The organism is Sodaliphilus sp. (assembly GCF_045598405.1).
In the GTDB taxonomy this organism is placed as follows: Bacteria; Bacteroidota; Bacteroidia; order Bacteroidales; family Muribaculaceae; genus Sodaliphilus; species Sodaliphilus limicaballi.
The window spans coordinates 12,566-31,832 of the sequence record NZ_JAZLLZ010000190.1 but is presented as its reverse complement, the minus strand read 5'-3'; the positions used below and the strand labels follow the sequence as shown (position 1 = coordinate 31,832).

The following is a 19,267-nucleotide window of genomic DNA, read 5'->3' as shown; positions in this document are numbered from 1 at the left end:
GGCAGGACAATACCTAAATAACCCCCACCGCCGAACGAAGTGGCGGTGGGGGAAGAAATGCAACACGCACTGCGTCCAGCAGGACGCTAATCGGATCAAATAGGTGAGGCTCAAATGGTTTTACATGCTAAAGTTGAGTTATCTATGTAGTATTTGGGAAGTTAATAACCTCTATTATCCAAACACACATTTCATTAACCTTTAACCACTCAAGTTGATGCTTGCGAAACTTGAGTTAATTTAATATCAGTGCTATTGGGTAAATTGCGTTTGCCCTAAAAAATAAATGCCACCTGGGGGCAAGTCCTGGTGGCATTTGTTTCGTGAATTGTGATGTCTTAATCCTCTGCTACTTCATTGATGGGGATTTGGCGCTTGAACACTTCTTTGAATGTGATGAGTGTCTCGCTGCGGCCTAGACCCATCTTGAGGAACTTGTCGTGGATCACGCTGAGCAAGTGGTCGTTGTTCTGTGCATAGAGTTTCACAAACATGTCGTACTTGCCTGTGGTGAAGTAGCACTCAACTACCTCGGGGATAGCCTTGAGGCGGTCAACAACCTCATTGAACTTGGAGGGGTCGTTGAGGAAGAAACCTATGTAGGCGCAGGTGTCATAACCTACTGCCGAGGGGTTGATGAGGGTGATAGAACCATTAATCACGCCCATGCTGTACAACTTCTGGATGCGCTGGTGAATTGCTGCACCGCTCACGTTGCATGAACGAGCAATCTCCAGATAAGGCTTGCGTGCGTTAAGTGATAACATTTTCAGGATCTTGAAATCCAGTGAATCTAATTTTGAGTTAGCCATAATGAGAACTGATATTTAGAGTTAATTATTTGTCTTGTCTATAATTACTCGCAGTGCAAATAATTATTGTTATTTATTGAAAATTTATTACAAATTGTGCTTGTACTAGTGCATGCATATACTATTGCATAGCATGCACGTTGTATTTCGCAAACAAAGATACATAAAAAAACTGAAACTGGTAATAATTCGTAACAAAAAAACGTCATTTATCACTATTTTTAGTAAACTGACACATTGAAACCCGTCGCAAAACATGTGCATATAATTCCGTAATCGGTTGATGTGTAGCGGGTAAAGTTGTGTGGGTATCAAATTATAAAAAAGAACATAAAGGACATGGTTTCGGTGTCCTTTATGTTCTTGTGTCCCGAGGTTGGGATATGTGCTTATGCGCGTGGCTTGGTTTCAGTTGGCAAACTGGCGTGTGATGGTCATTTGCAGTGCTCCGTCATAGCTGATCTCGGCGCGGGTAATGCGTCCGCGTGTGTCGATTGTGTAGTTCACTTTGCGCTCGTGCACTACAACGCCGTCCTGTATTTCGTTAATGCCAATGAGAAATCTCTTCTGGGTGGCGCTGTCATAGTCATACAGATAGCGGTAAACCTTGCCTGCGGTCTCTTCACGGATGATGTAGCCGTCGTTATACACCAGCGTGCGCACCGACTTGCCGGCCTGTGACACCAATTTGCTCAACGAGCCATACTCGTTGTAGGTGTAAGACCACTTGCTCTCGTCGATGGCTATCGATTGCAGTTTGTCGTTGTCGTCATAGGTCACCACGCTTGTGCTGGGCTTCTCGTCTTTCATCTTGCAAGTCTTGAGGCTGTAGCCGTGCAGGTTGTCATAGCCGTAGGTGTAGGTAGCCACACGTGAGTTGCCCTTGCTGCCCATGACGCTCTGCTCGATGAGCAATCCCTTGTCGTTGAAGACAAAGTAATTGTCGCGAGGCTTTGCCCCGTTGGCAAACTCGATGTGCTCGTTCACCCTGCCGGTGCAGCCGTTGAAGCCGATGTCCATGTGCTCATAGCGGAATGAGTGCGTGGGGTTGTTCACCAGATTAGCATAAAACAAGCGTATGCGAGGCTCGTGGGCTGTGTTCTCTTCGATATATTGCACGAGTCGGTCAAGTGTGGTTTCCTTGTTACAGTAAGAGACCACAATGGCGTTATCGCGATTCTTGCGTGCCTGCTCGATGTAGAACGACTCGGGGTAGTTGTTGATGAAAATATCCCATGCATCCACTGTGCCTAGCTTGCGTGCAGTGTTATAGGCCGTGCGTTCTTCCTGACGCACGTTGGTGGGTTGTGTGTCTTCGGTCTGGGCAGCCACGGGCAGTGCCATGCTTGCCGCTGCCAGTAATGATAATAGTGCTTGACGTTTCATGATTTTTTTTGAGAATAATCAGGGTTTTACTTGTTGGCGCGGCTCAATAGACGCAGGATGTAGAGGAACAGGTTGATAAAGTCGAGATAGAGTTCCAGGGCGCCTATTGTTGACACTTTGCCTGCCATACTGGGATCGGTCATCGATGCCATGCGTTTGATCTTCTGGGTGTCCCATGCTGTGAGGCCAATGAAGATGATCACGCCGGCAATCGAGATGATGAGGTCCAAGACGCCGTTGCCCCAGAAGATGTTAACGACCGAAGCAATGATTACGCCTATGAGTGCCATGACGAGGAACGAACCCAGCTTGGAAAGATCCTGGCGGGTAACATAGCCGTAGAGCGACATGGCGCCGAAGGTGACTGACGTGGTGACAAATGCCAAGCCGATGTTGCCTATCTCATACGCGAAAAATATCACGCTGAGGGTGAATCCGTTGACGAGAGCATAGAGGAAGAATAGCGATGTGGCCACAAGGGTGCTTATCTTGTTGATAGCAGCCGAGATTGCCAGTACCAAGCCCACCTCGACAATCATCAGTCCGTAGAACAGGAATGGACTGCTCAAGATGAACTCTGACACGGCGGGAGTGATGGCTACTCCAAAACTTGTGATGGCTGTGATGATGAGGCCCAGGAACATTTTCCCGTAAACTTGACGCATAACCTTTGCTACGTAAGATTGCAGCGACTGCACACCATGCGATGCCTCTGCATAGGTGCCTGGGTAAGTGTTAGAATAGTTGTTGTTCATATCAAATTTATTTTTACAGTTGCAAAATTAATGTATATCTCTCATGTGACAAAAATATATCAGCATTTTTCGTGCCAAATAAATCGCAATAATTATCGTTCAATGCTGAAAAATTGTTAACATTGCGACAACGTAGTAACTTCACGCTATCAAGAACGTATGAAAATAGAAGAAATAAAGAAACTTGCTCTTGATAAATACATACAATTCAAGACCTGGCAGCAAGAGCCTGTGCAGTTTCATGTAGATGACATGAATGAAAGCACGTGCCTGTGCTGCGGTACTGAATACCGCGGGCACTATTGCCCTGCCTGCGGGCAGACGGGCAAGATCAAGCGCATCTCGTGGAAGTCGGTCATGACCGGCGCTGCCGACGTGTGGGGACTGGGGTCGCGCAGCATGCCACGCAATGTGTGGCACTTGATTTTGCGTCCCGGATACCTCATTGCCGACTACCTGCACGGACGACGCCAGATGTATTTTCCTCCGTTCAAGACGCTGTTCCTGCTGGCTGCCCTCAACCTGCTGCTTGAACACATGGCAGGCACCGACGACTTGTTCACTGCCGAAGACGGACCGCAGGAAGTCGCAGAGTCGCTGAACACCATTTTTCACACTATCAACGATTACCAGGCTTTCCTGTGGATAGGGATAGCGATGGTCATGGCGTGCTTGGCGCGAGTGTTCTTCCGGTTCAGTCCGCGGCTTGGACGCATCAATCTGGGCGAATGCATCTTTGTGCAGGTGTGGATGTCTAACCAGTTCTTGATAGCAGACATTATTGACTCCACACTTGACTTGACCTTGGGCATGTCGTTCAATGACGTGCTGCTGCCATTGCCGTTTGTTTTCATCGCCTACAAGCAGCTCTTCGGCTTCGGCTGGTGGGGCACATTGTGGCGCACGGTGACCGTGGTGGCACTGGTGCTTGCATTCATAATGCTGCTTTTCATGTCGTTAATGTTCTATTACGGCATGTAATAGCGTGAAGTATATAGGCCAAAATTCCCTCTGCCGAAAATGAGGGTTTCCGTAATGATAACCCCGCACATTCTGTGAGCTTTTACGCCTAGAATGTGCGGGGTATTTAACATGCAAAGGTTGGATTTCTCTATTTCTTGATGGGTGAGTTCTGGCGGTTGATGACGATGATGTCGGCGGTGTTGGTTGCGCCGGTGGTGCCTTCGTTCTCGAATGTTCCGCTCACGCGGTATAGTCCGCCGGGCACACGTCGGCCGTAGTTGTCCCGGAGGTCCCATGTGACGGGGAATGAGGTTGCCGCAGTGCTCCACACGAGGTGTCCCATGGCGTCGTTGACCTTGATGCTGACAGGCGCGAGGGGGGGCTGCGAGGCGTTGATAGTGGCCTGTGTGGTTGCCGGTTGCTGGGCAACGGTGAGCTTGACTGTCTCTTTCTTGCCCACGTTGAATGAAATGGTGCGTGAGGTTGCATTTCCTGCTGCGTCGTGAATCGTGAGGGTGAGTGAATGTGACCCTGTGGTGAGCCCGTTGAGCGGGAATGCGATGTCAAGGCTCTGGCCCTGCTGGGTCACTCGTGCATTGTTGCCCACGGTGTAGAACGACTTCTTGCCGCCGTCGAGCACGAGACGCATGTTGCTGCCCATGGATCCCGACTGGTTGTTGATGGCGAGGTTATCGGTAGCGTGAACATAGAGGGTAGAATTGGGGGCAACGGTGGTGCTGGCTCCGAATGTTTCCTCGTCGTTGAGATACATGCTAGCGATGACGGGAGGCTCGTTGTCGTCGGTCTCGGGCTGGGTAAATTGCTTGATGGTGAGGTTTGAGAAAGAGCCGTTCACCATGAAGTCGGTGTTGTCCTTGTGGGCAAAGACAGTGATGCTGCCCAGCTGGTTCACGGCGCGGCAATAGCGTGGCATCACGGCGGTGCCGTGGAAGATGCCATTCTCTACGCGTCCTGTCACCTGGGTGAGTATGTCGCGCGGGTAGTACATGTCAACGATGTAGTTTGTCATCGTCTGGTTGGCAGTGCGGAAGAACCTGGAGAGGTCATAGATGGTGAGAGTGGCGTCGCCGTTGAAGTCGGTGTCGATGGCGCTACGGTCGGGGGTGAGCACTTGCGCTGTGACATTGATGTGTTGCAGCGGTTGTGTTGATGCCGCGGCATCGGGGGCGGTGACGTCGGTGCCGTTGATGCTGGTGATCTGGAACAGCGGCACGGGATAGGTGATGCGCATGGCGGGGTCGCCCAGGAGCACGTACTTGTGGTGGTTGGTGGTGTTGCCACCGAGCGAGAGCTTGGCCAGCTTGTTGATTTCGCCCAGGGTGTGGAAGGTGCCCGACTTGTTCCAGTCGAACATGGTCTTGATCCATGCGCGGTTGAGGTTGTCGTTGCCGGTGGCGAGTACCTGACGTGTGGAAGTGAGCAGCGCAATGGCACCGCCTTGTGGCCTGTGGAACATCTGCTCGGCAATGCCACGCTGGTCGCTGTCGAAGCAAGCGACGTCACAGCATGCAGTGGTGAAGATGGGCAGGTGGTCATAGTTTTTAGACATGACATCGTCGATGGTCCACATGCGGCTGTTAGTGAACGCCTTGGGTCCTGCATGGCCTACATAGGTTGCAAAGAACTGTCCGCGTTGCATCGCTTCGTTGAAGTGCCTGTTGGCCTCGGCGGCAGTGCGAGAGTGCTCGCTCAATATTTCTTCGCCCACGGCTTTGGGATACATGTTGACGTAAGCTTTGTCGAAGGCGAATGACGAGTTGATGTCTTCCTCAACGATGCGTGTGAGCATTTCGGCCTGTGACTGGTGCAGGTCGGGATTGCTCTCTCCGTCCTTGTATTCGGCCGAGAAGAACAAGTTGTTGCGCCAGGGTCCGTAGTCGGGTGCAGTGACATACTTGACGAGTTTGTCGACGTCGCTGGCAGCCTCTTGCGCGTTGGCCGAGGGGATGCGTCCGATGCCTATGCTGAGTCGGCTCGAAGAGAGCGTGCCTCCGGAGTTGTCTTCAAGGAAGCCGAAGAAGTCGTCGGTGGTGTAAGAAGAGCTCTCGTTGTTGCTGTTGTCGGTCTGGTAAGTGATGATGCGGTTCTTCTTGTTAGTAGCTAGCCCGCGGTTGTCATAGGAACCTTCACCCAAGAGCAGGAGATACTTAAACTTGTCGCTGTCGCGGTCATACAGCATCTTGCACAGGAGCCGGTAGGCCATGGCATCGGGTGTGCCGCTGGAAAATTCGTTGAAAATATCTTCCTGATCGACGGCAACAACCTCGAGTCCGTCGGTGAGTGCGTGCATCTGTACTATGCGCTGTGCCTGCTCCATGAACTCGCTGTTGGTGATGATGAGCATGTGGGGCACGTTCATGCCGTGGAGGTTCTGGTTGTCGATGGGCTCAAACGCGGCAATTTTCTTGAGCTGTGCTGCGGGGGTGAAGGCGACGCATTGCGTGAGCATCGTGTCGCTTGCCACGAAGATGCGTCCATACTCGGTCTCGAACAGCGGCAGCTCGACAGGTTTAGCCGGGTTGCTTACGTCCCACACCCGTGTTGAAGGCTCTGACTTTTCCAGTGCCATGATGTCGCCGGTCTCAAACTCGCTGAAAACCATGCGCAACTGGTTGTCGGTGCTGTATTCCATTGAGTTGGCGTGAGTGTAGGTGAAGATGTAGTTGTCGAGTCTAGCGTGCGACATCACACCTGCGCTAACGTCAAACGAAAGGTTGAGCGTGCCTTGCGTGATGGGGGTGTCGGTGATGATGGTGGTGGCTGTATTGCATTCGCCGTAGTAGTTGGCCGCGTTGGCGCTGACGTCGGATTTGGAGAGCGTCAGAGGCATTGTGGTGCCGTTGGCTGCCAGCGTTGCTTTGAGGTTTGTCTTGCCGCTGATGAGCTTGGCGCCGGTATTGATGCGTGCCCTCACCACGTAGCCCTTGTTTCCTGGCATGCTGACATCAAACTTGCCTCCGGTGGTGATGTTCTCGCCCATGAGAGCCTTTCCTGTCATGCCGAAGGAGTACTGGTCGATCTCATGGTAGGTGTAGTCAAAGCTCGTGGTGTGCACGTGGTTGACCGGGAGCATCACGGGCTCGCTTCTCGTCACTGACGCCGAGGGCTTGTCGTCGGCATCGGTGAGGAAGTAATAACCCATAGTGGAGTAGGCGTTGATGCTGCGAGTGAACGACTCGGAGCTCACGTTATAATAGACATTTACAGGCCCGCAGGCATAGAAGCACATCTTTCCGTCCATGCGTGCCACGGGCACCGGCGTGAGGTCGTCGGTGAAAGTGTTGTCAAGAAGTTCCTTGATCATGTGTCCGCCCTGGCCGAATAGTTTCACACGGCTGGCATCGGCAAAGCCCATCTCGAGCAGTTCCTGCTCGGTGAGTTCGTAGATTCCGTCTTCGGGAATGGCGATTTTGACCCACCGTCCTGTTGCTAGTTGTGACTGCGTTGTATATTTAGATGCAGAAAGAGCGTGGGCAGTGGTAGGTAGGGATAAGTATGCGATAGCTATGGCACATGTGGCAATGAAGTGCCTTGCGGTTTTGATATTCATAAGCAAAGTATAGATGTGCTGATTTTTTAAAAAAAATAGGGGGGTGTGTCATAATGCGTTTTGCATCATGACACACCCTCATGGATTTACTTGACGGGGTCAAGGACAATTACCGTAGTCACATTGGTTCCACCTGCAGCCGAGGGAGATGTGAAGTTGCCAAAGATGTTGTAAACACCTTCCTTGACGCGGTTGCCCTGCATGTCGTTGAGGTTCCATGTGGCAGGGAATGTGGATGTTGAAGCCGTCCACACGAGATGTCCCAGAGCATCGGTGACTTTGAGCTCGACTGTGGCGTTGGCCACGGGAGTGTCGGCATTGATGGTGGCCTGTGTGGTTGCAGGGAGTTCCTCTACGCTCAAATTGAAGTCCTCGGGGTTGCCCACGATGAACGAGATGGTGCGAGACGCTGCATTGCCTGCCACGTCGTGCACGGTGTAGGTGAGCGAGTGCTCGCCCTGACCGAGGCTGCTCAACGGGAATGCGATGTTGAGTGACTGGCCGCCGTCGCTCACTGTGGCATAATTGGTCACTTGGTAATAGGAAGTCTTGCCGCCATCGAGCACGAGACGCATGTTGCTGCCCATAGAGGCAGACTGGTTGTTGAACGCGACGTCGTCGGTGGCCTCGATGTAGAGGGTAGAGTTGGCAGGTACAATAGCTCCGTTGGCAAACGACTCTTTGTCGTTGAGATACATGTCGTTGATTGCGGGTGCTGTCTCATCGACGCTAGCGCCGGCGGTGTATTGTGTGATGAGCAGTTTGTCAAACTGGCCGTTGACCATCTTGTCGGTTCCGTCCTTGTGGGCAAAAACCGAGATCATGCCAGTCTCACCCACGGCACGACAGTAACGCGGCAGTACGGCTTTGCCGGTGAACTCGCCGTTGACAACACGTCCTTGCACCTGTGCGAGGATATCGCGCGGGTAGTAAATCTGTTTGTTCTTGCTAGTTGTTTTATAGAGGACGCGTCGGTCGTAGATGGTGAGCGTGGCGTCGCCGTTGAACGATGTGTCGAGGTTGTCGGTATCCTGGATGAGGACTTGAGCCTTGACGGTGACTTCCTGGAGCGGAGCCGCGCTGATGTTGCTGTCGGCCACGGGAGTGCCGTTAACCTCTGTGATCTTGAACAGAGGCACGGGGTAGGAGAGCTGCATGGCGGGATCGCCCAGCAGAGCATATTTGTTCTTGTTGGGCTGTCGTGACGAACCGAACGACTGCTTTGCCTTCATGTAGGCCATGCCGATGGTGGGGATTTCGCCGGTTTTGTTCCATGCGTAGAAATTGCGCACCCATGAAGAGTTGAGCAGCTCGTTGCTGCTGGCATAAACCTCGCGTGTGGTAGTGAGCAGGGCGATAGCACCGCCGTTGGGGTTGTGGAACATGTGCTCGCAAATGCCACGGTGGTTGCTGTCGTAGCGTGCCACGTCGCAGCAAGCGGTCATGAAGATGGGCAGGTGCGGGAATGTTGCCGAAGTGGCGTCGGAGACGGTCCACAGTCCGCTCTTGGTGAGTTTGCGCGATCCTGCATGACCCACATAGGTTCCGTAGTACTGTCCGCGTTGCAGCAAGTTGAGGAAGTGCCTGTGAGCCTCCACCGATGTGCGTTGGTCTTCTTTCTCAAGTACAGTCTCGTTGACAGCGCGTGGGAAGAAGTCGATATATGCCTTGTTGATGATGAGGTCAGATTTGAGTTCGCCGGTGATGAGGTTGGCGTTAGCTTCGGCCTGTGTGATGTGCAGGTCGTCTTCGGTGGTGCCCAGAGAGCTCTCGGCGGCAAAGAAGGCGTTGTTGCGCCAGGGACCGTAGTCGGGTGCCATGACATACTTGACGAGTTTGTCGATATCGCTAGCCGCCTCGGTTTCGCTGGCCGACGGAATGCGTCCCACACCCAGTCGCAGGATGCAGGTGTTGACGTCGCGTCCGCTGTTGTCGTCGAGGAATCCGAAGAAGTCGTCGCAGGTGTAAGAGTAGTCCTCGTGGTTGCTCACGTCGGTCTGATATGTGATGATGCGGTTTTTCTTCACTGTGGTGAGCGCACGGTTGTCGTAAGAGCCTTCGCCCAGCATGAGCAGGTACTTGAACTTGGTCTTGTCGCGGTCATAGAACATCTTGCACATGAGCCTGATGGCCATAGCGTCGGGCGTGCCGCTAGAGAACTCGTTGAATATCTTTTCCTGGTCGATAACCACTGCATCCACATCGCCCAGCTGGTTGTGCATGTCGATGATGCGCTGTGCCTGGTTCATGAACACCTTGTTGGTGACAATGATCATGCCCGGAGTCTCCATGCCGTGGATGTTCTGGTTCTCAACTTCTTCAAATCCTGAAATCTTGTTGAGAGGTTTCTCGGGGTCGAATGCGACAAATGCCGTTGCGCTGGTGGTGGGTTGTGTCGCAAAAGCCATGATGGTGTCGTTGACCGCTGTGAGCTGGTAGTTGACGGGATGGTTGGGGTCGTCGATGTTCCACACCACGGTCGATGCTGCAGCGCTAGGAAGCACAACGGCATCGCCCTCGGCAACAGAAGCGAGGTTGATGGTCATCTGGTTGTGCTCGCTCGGGTCGATAATGTTGTATCGCTGGTAGCTGATGATGAAATTGTCGAGGTGTCCTTGCAGCATTGATGCGCCGCTGCCACCTGTCACGTTAGAGAACGAGAGGTTCACCTTGCCGGTTGCGGGCAGCGACGGAGTGGTGATGTTGCATGCCGGTGCACAGGCGTTGTAGTAGTTGAACGACTTGTCGGGCAGTACGATCAACGCGTCAGTGTCGGAGTAGGGCAGCTTGATGATGCCGCCGGTTGTGGTGAGCGTGGCATTGAGCCTCATGTTGTTGCCCATTGTCTTGCCGCCAGCCGCGATGCACACATTGATGTCGTTGCTAGCCACTTGCGTGAGGTTGAAGTCAAAACTTGTGGTGCCCGTGATGGGTTCGCCCAGCAAAGACTTGCCGCTCTGTCCCATTGAAATGAGTTCTTTCTCATGCAGGAAGTAGCTGTAGCAAGTGAAGATGGGTGTTGTGCACTGCTCGGTCACGGTGATTTCCGAAGTGTTGATGTTGAGAGCATCGCCACCCTCTGTGAGGAAGTAGTAGCCCTGTGTGGCATAGGCATTGAAGTTGCGGGTGAATCGTTTCTCGCTGGCGAGGAATTTCACGTCGAGCGGCCCCTTGCCGTAGAAGCACAGTTTGCTGCCTATGACGGCAGAGCTCACTTGTTGCAGGTCGTCGATGGCCGAGCCGTCGAGTAATTCGGAGATCATGTGTCCGCCGTTGCCATATACTCTCACCTTGCTGGGATCGTTGAAACCCATGGCTTGCAGTTCCTCGGCCGTGATTTCATACACACCGTCGGCAGGAACAGATATTTTGACCCATCGTCCGCTAGCCAGTTGAGACTTTGCGGCATATTTAGACGCGGGGAAGGCTGTGGCCGCCAGCGTGCAAGAGCATGCCAGCGTCAGCATGGCAAATCGGATATCAGTAAGTAGCTTTCTCATTGTTATTATGTGTGCGCGTGCGTTCCTTTTATATTTTTAGTTAAAGGAAAGCGTTGTGGTGAGTAATTATTTGTTAGAATTGACGGGGTCGATGACGATAAGGTCGCCGATGTTGGTTCCGCCAAAGTTAGTTCCGTCCTCGTAGTTGCCGAAGAACTTGTAGAGACCCGCTTTCACGCGGTTGCCCTGATTGTCGTTGAGGTCCCAAGAAACGGGGAACGAGCTGGTTTTCTTGTTCCACACGATGTTGCCGTGAGCATCAGTAACTTTGAGGTTGACCATGGGCGTTGCGTTGAAGTTGCCCTCGGCGATGTCGAATGTGGCAACAGTGGTTGCGGGAGCCTCTTGGGCAGCGAGCACGATGTCGGAATTGTTGGTCACGATAAACGAGATAGTGCGAGTGGCCGAGTGCCCGGCGATGTCGAAGACGGTGAATGTGAGCGTGTGGCTTCCCTCGGAGATGCTGTTGAGGGGGAAAGTGATGCTCAAATCACGGCCGTCGTTGCTTGCTGTTGCACTGTTCTTGACGAGTGAGAACACCGATTTTCCGCCGTCGAGCAGCAGTTTCATAGTGTTTCCCACCGAAGCCGACATGGTGTTGAGTGCCACGTCGTCGCTAGCGTTGATGTAGAGGACAGAGTTCTGCGGAACGACACATCCGTCGGCAAATGCTTGCTCGTCGTTGATAAACATGTTTTCGATGACGGGGGCATTGTTGTCGGCTACGGCTTCGTTCTCGTCAAAGATACCTATTGTGAGAGAAGAGAAGTCACCGTTTACCATGTTGTCGGTGTCGTCCTGATGAGCGTAAACCTTGATTGCTGCGTTCTCGTTGAGAGCCTTGGTGTGTCGTGGCACATACACAGTGCCGGTGAACATGCCGTTAACCACTCGTCCTTGAACACGAGCGAGGATGTCGCGCGGATAGTAGATGCTGCGCATCACGCCGCTGTAAGTCACGTTGCGCAGCAGGCGCTGGGTGTCGTAGAGCGTGAGGGTAGCATCGCCGTTGAAGTCGGTGTCGATGCCCGAGCGGTCGGCTTTTTCAACCTGTGCGGTGACTGTGATTGCCTGCATGGGAGCAGTCTCAACCATAGTGCTGCCATCGACCGGAGTGCCGTTCACGCTGGTGATGGTGAACAATGGCTTGGGATAGTTGCACTTGATGGCGGGGTCGCCCAGCAGTGTGTAGCACAACTTGTTGCCATTGTAAGAGGTTCCGAAGTAAGACTTCATTTTCATGTAAACCTCACCCAGAGTTGCCATTTTGCCAGTTGTGTTGTAGCTGAACAGATTGGAAGCGAAGCCTCGGTTCATGATGTAGTTCTGGTCGTCCCACACCTGTCGTGGAGTGGTGATCATAGCGATAGCGCCGCCTTCGGGGCAGTGGAACATGTGCTCGGCGAGTCCGCGTGTGTCGCTGTCATATCGAGCCACCTCGCATGCCGCTGTGGTGAGGATGGGCAAGTGGGGATAATAAGTGGTCTGTGCCAGAGTAGAGGTCCACATGTTGGTCTTGGTGAAGTTGAGCGGTCCGGCATGTCCCACATAGGTAGCAAAGTACTGGCCGTTGTTGAGATACTCAATGATGCGGCGTCGAGCCTCGCTAGATGTGGTGCCGTCGCTAACCGAGCGCTCGAACATATCGACATATACCTTGTTGCTTTGCAGCTGTGTGCCGAGGTTTTGGGTGAGCTCGCTGATTCCTTCGGCCTGGAAGATGTGTCGGTCATCGTCGCCGGTGTCGCCCATGAAGAGCAGGTCGTTGCGCCAGGGGCCGTAGTCGGGTGTTGCCACATACTTGATGAGCTTGTCAACGTCGGTTTTAGCCTCCTCGACCGAAGCCGACGGATAACGTCCCACACCGATGCGCACCACGTCGCTGTAATGTGAGGGAGATGAGCCAGAATCGTCGTCAAGGAAGCCGAAGAAGTCGTCGCTCACATAAGAGTCGTCCTCGTTATCGCTGGCGGTACTCTGGTAAGTGATGACGCGGTTGGGCTTGTTGCTCACGATGCCGCGGTTGTCATAGGAACCCTGGCCGAAGAGGAGCAGGTTCTGGAACTTGGTCTTGTCGCGGTCGTAGAACATCTTGCACAGCAGGCGGTAGGCCATCGCATCGGGTGTGCCGCTTGAGAACTCGTTGAACACTTGCTCTTGGTCAACAACTGCAACGTCCATGCCATCGACGTCGCGGTGCAGCTGTGCCACGCGCTCGGCTTGCTCCATGAACGCCTTGCTGGTGATGATGAGCATGTGGGGCGTGGAGATTGAGTGCAGGTTCTGGTTGCCGACTTCTTCATAGGAAGAAATCTTCATGAGAGTCATCGAGGGGTCGAACGCTACATACTGCGCTGCCTTGCTGCTGATGCGCGGAGTGAACTCGTAACCTGTGGTCTCTCCTTCTTCATTAACAGCGGGCGAGAGCTCATACTGTACGGGGTCGCTGGCGATAGAGACATTCCACACCACTGTCGAAGAGTTGGCGCCTGGCAGGCTGATGACATCCTGTACAGTGAGGTTGGGAATGTTTATTTCGGTTTGAGCATTACTGTTCTCGGGAATTTTGTTCTCCTTTTTGTAAGAGATGAGCACGTAGTCAAGTTTAGCGGTCTTGATTGTTCCCAGAGGGTTGTTGACCCACACGTTGACGGTTCCTTGCGGCACTATCTCGGGGATGGTAACCGATGCCACGGGCTCAACCGGAGAGTAATAGGTGTGAGAGTTAACGGGCGGGTAGATTGTAGAAGTAGAGAACGGGTAGTCGATGGTGGTCTGTGTCCCGTTGGCCGTGATGCTAGATGCCAGATAAGACTTCGCGCTCACGTTGATACCTGCTCCCACTTTGACCGTTAGCGTGTTGTCGGCAAGTCCGGGCATGTTATAGTCGATGGAGCACACGCCGCTGCCAATGTTGTCGCCGAGGAATGTTTTTCCTGACAATCCCACCGAGATGAGCTCTTGCTCGTAATAGAAATATCCGAGGCCAGTGTTACGCTCCACAGATCCGCGTGACATGCTGGGCTGCTCATCGACAGTCTGCAATGAGTTGACCTCTGAAAGGAAATAATATCCATGTGTAGAGTAGGGGTTGATAGTTCTCTTGAAGTATGGCATATCGGAGCGAGGGTCGGCAATTTCCATTGCCACAGGCCCCAGCGCATAGAAGCATAGCTTGTCGTTGTATCGTGCCACGCTCACAGGTTCAAGGTCATCGGTGTAGAGTCCGTCGAGTTTCTCGCTGATGACATTTCCACCCATACCGAACACCTGCACCTTGCTGGGGTCGCTGAATCCCATCTGTTGTAGTTCGTCGTTGGTGATTTCGTACACACCGGTTGCGGGTACGGCAATTTTCACCCACTTGCCAGTGGCAAGTTTAGAATTGGTCGCAAAGTGTCGCAGCGGGAGAGCCATTGCTGTTGAAGCTGCAATGGTGCTTGCTACCGCAAGAACTGCTAAATGTTTGTTGAAAAATCTTGACATGTGTATGATGTTTTGTTTATTATCGTTAAGTGTTGTTACTTGATTTTGTTCCGGAGTATCGGTTGTCCGTTGACCGAAGCGGTGAGCAAGTCGTCGATGTGCAGCGGTTGTGGCTGCGAAGCAGTCGCTCCCAGGCAAATCACGTCGCCCATCTTGATGGTAGCGTGGCGGCTGATGTGCTCGATAGCAGCCGAAGCCTCGGGCATGAAATCTTGTGGCAAGAGCGTGTGCTCCTGGTCGCCAAGCGTCCACACGAAGGATTGCAGCGGCTCGTAGTCGATCCATGAGCCATAGACTGTGGCACCGTCCATGACCGATGCCATGCCTGCTAGCGACATCGGCTGCATGTCGTGGTCAAGTGGCACGATGGCAAACGATGCTGTCATGGCATCGATGTAGCGGTGGGCAAAACGCGGTGCTATGCATTTGCCCAGCCTGCCCACACGCAGCATGAGCATGGGCATTGCTGCAAAGTGGGGAGCGAAGTCGGGAATGAAAAACGGCTGCCCGCTGCGCAACAGCGTGGAGTCGGCCATGAGTGTGACGCTCATGTCGGTGCCGTTAGTCATATTTACTACCATTATCTTCATTCTCTATGTTGTTAAGGCTCACTTGCGTGTTCCCATCCTGTTGTAGATGAGGGCGAGGTGAGCGTAGATAGACGTATTGGTGATGACGATGTCGTCGGGTGCCTTGATGCGAAACGGCGTGAAGTTCCATATCGCCTTGATGCCGCAGTCGATGGCTGTGTTGGCCATTTGCTGCGAGTGCTCAACGGGCACTGTGAGTATGGCGATAGATGCGTTGTACTCCTGCTGGCGTTGTGCAAGCTCGTCGATGCCATACACCGGAATGCCACACATCGTGGTTCCCACGAGGTCGGGGTTGACGTCGAACCCTGCCACGATGTCGAGTCCATATTGCGACAGACCCTTGTCCTGCATGAGGGCTGCGCCCAGGTTGCCGGCGCCTATAACCACTGCGTTGTGCTTTTTCTTGAATCCCAGGAAGTCGGTCAGTTCCTTGACGAGCTTGTGCACGTCGTAACCGATGCGGGTCTTTCCCTTGATGTTGAGGAACGACAGGTCCTTGGCAATCTGTGAGGCATCGACGTTGAGTTCCTTGGAGATCTGGGTTGACGACACGTGCTCAACGTGAAGGTTGTCGAGCATGGTGACGTAGGCCAGATACCATGGCAGTCGTCGCAGAGTGGGCTCGGGGAGCATGGTTCGTTGCGTATTTTTTGTTTCGTTCATTTCAGTTTTGTTGTTCATGTCGCAGCGTTGTTATTCTCCTATCACTGCGAGTTTCTTTGACTTGGTTGCTTCTCTCACGCCGTCGGTCGAGATGGTGGCCCTGTACACATAGATTCCTCGTGGCACACGGTTGCCTGCCAGGTCGGTAAGGTTCCATGTGATGGGGAACGAGGTGTACATGTCGCTCTGTCCGCTCTGCTGTGTGGTCCACACGAGACGTCCCGAGATGTCGTAAACGCTGATGCCCACGTTGATGGTAGCTTCTGGGCGGTTGTGCTTCACGTAGAAGGTAGTCTCAACCGAGGCGGGGTTAGATGTGGCGTAAACCTCGTAGATGTCGGGTTTGAGTCCTTTCACCACGTTGAAGGAGACGGTGTTCTCGGTCACGTTGTTGAAAACGTCCCACACGCGCAGTCGCAGGGTGTGTGCACCGTTAGACAAGCCTTTGAGTTGGTAGCTGATTGATCCCTTGTAGCCCTGTGATGAGTGCTCGGGAGTGTAGTACTTGTTCACGTCGGTATAGACCACTTTGTCGTCGAGAGTGAGAGTGATTGAGTGTCCTATTCCGGCGTCAGAGAGGTTGATGCCGCTGGCGTCGCTCACTGTGGCAAGCACGATGGGATCCTCGTTGACGTCGCCGCCGTTCTTGAAGTCCTCGCTGTTGAGGCCCATTCTGATGATAGACGGCCCGATGGTATCGGCCTGGGCGGTCTCGTCATATCCGTAGATGATGAAGTCCTCGCTAGCACCTATGGCGTCGTCGCAATGCTCGGCGTCGAAGGCATAGAGGTTGATGAGCGATGGAGTGTAGTTGTCGTAGGAAATCTCGGTGGGAATAGTGATTTTGACCGAGAATTGTCCGTTCTTGACCGAGTCGCTGCTCACCGCAATGCGGTTGCTGTGTTCCTGGTAGGTGAACTCAACGCCTTCCTTGCCATAGCCGTGGGTGGTGACCGACTGGTCGCAGTCGTAGAGCTGGCTCTTGACCGAGCCGTTGAAGTTGTTCACCTTGTTGCCCTTGTGGTCCACGATTGATCCCGTGAAAGTCACCGTTTGGCGTGCCTTGAACTCGGGTTTGTTCTCGGGGTTGACCGGAGTGCCGTTGATGGCCTCGATGCGTGCGGTGTATTTGGGCATGGCCAGTCGCATGGCGGGGTCTCCCATGAGGAAGTAGGACTGGTTGTTGGCCAGGCGTGTCGCGTTGCAAGAGTTGCGGAACACATCGCCCAGTCGCATGGGCAGGCCGTCGCTGTCGCGAGAGAAGAGGTTCTCGTACAGTTTGTTGCCCAGAATGGCGTTGGCGGTGATACCTGCCTGGCGGTTAGTGCTCAACACGGCGATGGCGCCGCCGTTCTTGTTGAGGAACATGAGTTCGCCTCCCGATTCTTCAAGGGCATCGTATCGTGCCAGCTCACAAGTGGTGGCGAGCATGAGGGGCAGGTGCTTGTAGAACATGTTGTTGAGGTAGTCGTTGTTGCGCACGATGTTGTTGTCCGACACCACGTTGGGGCTAGAATGTCCGTTGTATCCCCACATGATCACGCCGTCGCGCAGGCCGCCATAGAGGTCGTTGCGAGCGCCAGGGTAGTTGCGTGAAGAGCCCAGGCTCTCCGACTCGTAGGCATCGAGATAGATGCGCTTGAACAGGTAGTTGTTTCCTTCTTTTTTCTGTGCGCTCTTGATATACTCTTCGGTCTGTTTCATGAAGTCGCCCCCCTGCTCGTCGTCGGCAACGAGTATGGCCTTGTTGCGCCAGGTACCGTAGTTGGGCGAAGTGATGTAGTTGATGAGTTTGTCCACAGCAATGCGTGCCTCTTCCTCGCTCTTCACGGGGAAGCGTCCCACTGCGATGTTCTGCTCGTTGCTGCCCCAGTTGTTGCCAGAGCCGTCTTGCAGCGATGAGACAGGCGCGTCGGTGCAATAGGTGTTGCTTTCGATGCTGGAATTGGGCGATTGCCAAGTGAGTAGGGCAGGGAATGACAGGGCCTTGAACTCGTTGGTTATCTGCTTGTTGTCGAAAGTGCCGTTGCCGAACATCAGTGCATACTGCAAGTGATGTCCCTTCTCATCGGTGCCGCGGTCGTAGAAATACTTGCACAGCATGCGGTAGGCCATCATGTCGGGCATGCCTGATGAGAACTCGTTGAATATCTCATCCTGCGCCAGGGTGAGCACTCTCATGCTGTCGAGTTGCTCGTGCAGAACTGCCACGCGAAGCGCTTGGTTCATGTAGCGCGGGTGAGTGATGATGATCATGTCGGGCACCTCCATGGCATGGATGTCCTGGTTGGCTACTCGTCCCACTATCTGCGGAGAAGCAAAGCTGTGATTGATGTTGAAAATCGCATACTCACGCTGTCCTTTGTAAGCCGTAGCAAAGGCTGTGGTAGTGCCGCTGGTGGCGGTGTTCAGTTCCACGGGGGCGTGAGCCTTTGTAACGTCCCACACATGCACACCCTCGCCGGCACCGGTAACTGCCATGGCCACGCCGGCCTCGTAGTTGTAGGGCGTGGCAAAGTAGAGCGAGCCGTTGTCGAGTGCAAGGCGACGCTGGTAGTTGATTGTGATGCTGTTGAGTCGTGCCAGTGTCACGGTGGCATTGTTGTTGGTGTATTTGATTGTGTAGTTCAAGTCTTCCTTGTCGAGGGTGAAAGTCTTGTTCATCTTCTTCACCGTGTAGTAGAGATGTTCTGACTTGTCAAACTCAAACTTGTCGGAGTTGGCGATGGGCAGGTTTGTGCCGTTGTACTGGAAAGAGAAGTTGCCGCCTCCGCTGGTGCTGCTTTGTCGCACGCCGGCCAGTGTGACCGTGTTGACCTCGGAACCCGGCACGAGGCCTTTGAGTTTGAACTGGTACACCTGGTTGGGGTTAGAGATGAAGTCCTCGCCCAGGTAGTCGCGGCCTATCTGCCCGGGGTTTACCAATTCTTTCTCGTGGAAAAGCCTCTCGGTGAACGTCGTCTCTGGCGTGCCTGTGATGGGCGACTCGTCGTGAGCCACGGCGATGTCGGTGTAGTCGTTGCTGTCGGTGACAAAGTAGTAGGCCTCTGTCGCATAGGGGTGCTGTTGCGGAACAAACAGCATAGGATTAGTGCCTCGTGCCCATGTGAGATTGCCCTGGGCATAAAACAAGAGCTTGCCGTTGCTTCTCAACACGGGAACCTGTGGCAGGTCGTCGGGGATGTCGGTTGTGAGCGTTTCGCTCATGGGTGCGCCGCCGCGGCCGAAGACGTGCAGCGAAGCCACGCCTCCGCTGAATCCCCAGTTGCGGGCATCGGCATCGGTAATCTGGTAGATGCCGCTATCGTTGATCTTGATTTTCACCCAGTTGCCTTGCGACAGCTTGGAAGACTGGGTGTAGTGTGACAGGGGAAATGCCGAGGATTGTGGCGCTGAAATCGTTAATGCAGCAAGGGTGAACAAACCTGCGGCAAGGACACGTGCTATGATGTTTTTTCTCATGTTCATGAACAGTTCTAATAAATTTTATTTATTATCTAACGCAAAATTAGTGAAATTATTGCGTAACCGCAAATTA

The 19,267-nt window shown here is 53.4% G+C and carries 10 protein-coding genes; 1 reads left to right on the top strand and 9 read right to left on the bottom strand.

Annotation, left to right across the window (positions count from 1 at the left end; genetic code table 11):
• Positions 1-338 precede the first annotated feature (338 nt).
• The 3 genes from ACKI3C_RS12580 to ACKI3C_RS12570 form a co-directional block, all read right to left on the bottom strand.
• Positions 339-812, bottom strand: a complete 474-nt coding sequence (locus ACKI3C_RS12580) for an Lrp/AsnC family transcriptional regulator (protein WP_407405594.1) — start codon at positions 810-812, stop codon at positions 339-341.
• 408 nt (positions 813-1,220) lie between these two features.
• The gene (locus ACKI3C_RS12575; protein ID WP_407405592.1) at positions 1,221-2,198 is read right to left on the bottom strand and encodes a hypothetical protein; all 978 of its coding nucleotides are present in this window, start codon (positions 2,196-2,198) and stop codon (positions 1,221-1,223) included.
• Between the two features lie 26 nt (positions 2,199-2,224).
• Complete coding sequence (locus tag ACKI3C_RS12570) at positions 2,225-2,953, bottom strand: Bax inhibitor-1/YccA family protein (RefSeq protein ID WP_407405590.1); 729 nt, start codon at positions 2,951-2,953, stop codon at positions 2,225-2,227.
• A 159-nt stretch (positions 2,954-3,112) separates the two neighbouring features.
• Here ACKI3C_RS12570 and ACKI3C_RS12565 point away from each other — a divergent pair, with 159 nt between their 5' ends.
• Positions 3,113-3,934: a DUF3667 domain-containing protein gene (locus ACKI3C_RS12565; RefSeq protein ID WP_407405588.1), complete on the top strand. Its 822-nt coding sequence runs from the start codon at positions 3,113-3,115 to the stop codon at positions 3,932-3,934.
• A gap of 130 nt (positions 3,935-4,064) precedes the next feature.
• Here ACKI3C_RS12565 and porU (ACKI3C_RS12560) read toward each other — a convergent pair whose 3' ends face one another.
• The 6 genes from porU (ACKI3C_RS12560) to porU (ACKI3C_RS12535) form a co-directional block, all read right to left on the bottom strand.
• Positions 4,065-7,487, bottom strand: coding sequence for a type IX secretion system sortase PorU (gene porU / locus ACKI3C_RS12560; RefSeq protein WP_407405586.1), 3,423 nt, complete (start codon positions 7,485-7,487; stop codon positions 4,065-4,067).
• Positions 7,488-7,573: 86 nt separating this feature from the next.
• Entirely contained in the window at positions 7,574-10,987 is a 3,414-nt protein-coding gene (gene porU, locus ACKI3C_RS12555) for a type IX secretion system sortase PorU (RefSeq protein ID WP_407405584.1), read from the bottom strand.
• A 66-nt stretch (positions 10,988-11,053) separates the two neighbouring features.
• Positions 11,054-14,473, bottom strand: coding sequence for a type IX secretion system sortase PorU (gene porU / locus ACKI3C_RS12550; protein ID WP_407405582.1), 3,420 nt, complete (start codon positions 14,471-14,473; stop codon positions 11,054-11,056).
• A gap of 35 nt (positions 14,474-14,508) precedes the next feature.
• Positions 14,509-15,063: a fumarylacetoacetate hydrolase family protein gene (locus ACKI3C_RS12545; protein ID WP_407405580.1), complete on the bottom strand. Its 555-nt coding sequence runs from the start codon at positions 15,061-15,063 to the stop codon at positions 14,509-14,511.
• Between the two features lie 18 nt (positions 15,064-15,081).
• The gene (locus tag ACKI3C_RS12540; protein ID WP_407405578.1) at positions 15,082-15,729 is read right to left on the bottom strand and encodes a redox-sensing transcriptional repressor Rex; all 648 of its coding nucleotides are present in this window, start codon (positions 15,727-15,729) and stop codon (positions 15,082-15,084) included.
• 30 nt (positions 15,730-15,759) lie between these two features.
• Positions 15,760-19,191 (bottom strand): type IX secretion system sortase PorU, encoded by a 3,432-nt coding sequence (gene porU / locus ACKI3C_RS12535; protein WP_407405576.1) that lies wholly within the window; start codon positions 19,189-19,191, stop codon positions 15,760-15,762.
• Between the last annotated feature and the right edge of the window lie 76 nt (positions 19,192-19,267).

Excerpts from the sequence above, each read along its gene's own strand:
- ACKI3C_RS12580 (WP_407405594.1), bottom strand. The coding sequence starts at position 812 with ATGGCTAACTCAAAATTAGATTCACTGGATTTCAAGATCCTGAAAATG.
- ACKI3C_RS12575 (WP_407405592.1), bottom strand. The coding sequence starts at position 2,198 with ATGAAACGTCAAGCACTATTATCATTACTGGCAGCGGCAAGCATGGCA.
- ACKI3C_RS12570 (WP_407405590.1), bottom strand. The coding sequence starts at position 2,953 with ATGAACAACAACTATTCTAACACTTACCCAGGCACCTATGCAGAGGCA.
- ACKI3C_RS12565 (WP_407405588.1), top strand. The coding sequence starts at position 3,113 with ATGAAAATAGAAGAAATAAAGAAACTTGCTCTTGATAAATACATACAA.
- porU (WP_407405586.1), bottom strand. The coding sequence starts at position 7,487 with ATGAATATCAAAACCGCAAGGCACTTCATTGCCACATGTGCCATAGCT.
- porU (WP_407405584.1), bottom strand. The coding sequence starts at position 10,987 with ATGAGAAAGCTACTTACTGATATCCGATTTGCCATGCTGACGCTGGCA.
- porU (WP_407405582.1), bottom strand. The coding sequence starts at position 14,473 with ATGTCAAGATTTTTCAACAAACATTTAGCAGTTCTTGCGGTAGCAAGC.
- ACKI3C_RS12545 (WP_407405580.1), bottom strand. The coding sequence starts at position 15,063 with ATGAAGATAATGGTAGTAAATATGACTAACGGCACCGACATGAGCGTC.
- ACKI3C_RS12540 (WP_407405578.1), bottom strand. The coding sequence starts at position 15,729 with ATGAACGAAACAAAAAATACGCAACGAACCATGCTCCCCGAGCCCACT.
- porU (WP_407405576.1), bottom strand. The coding sequence starts at position 19,191 with ATGAGAAAAAACATCATAGCACGTGTCCTTGCCGCAGGTTTGTTCACC.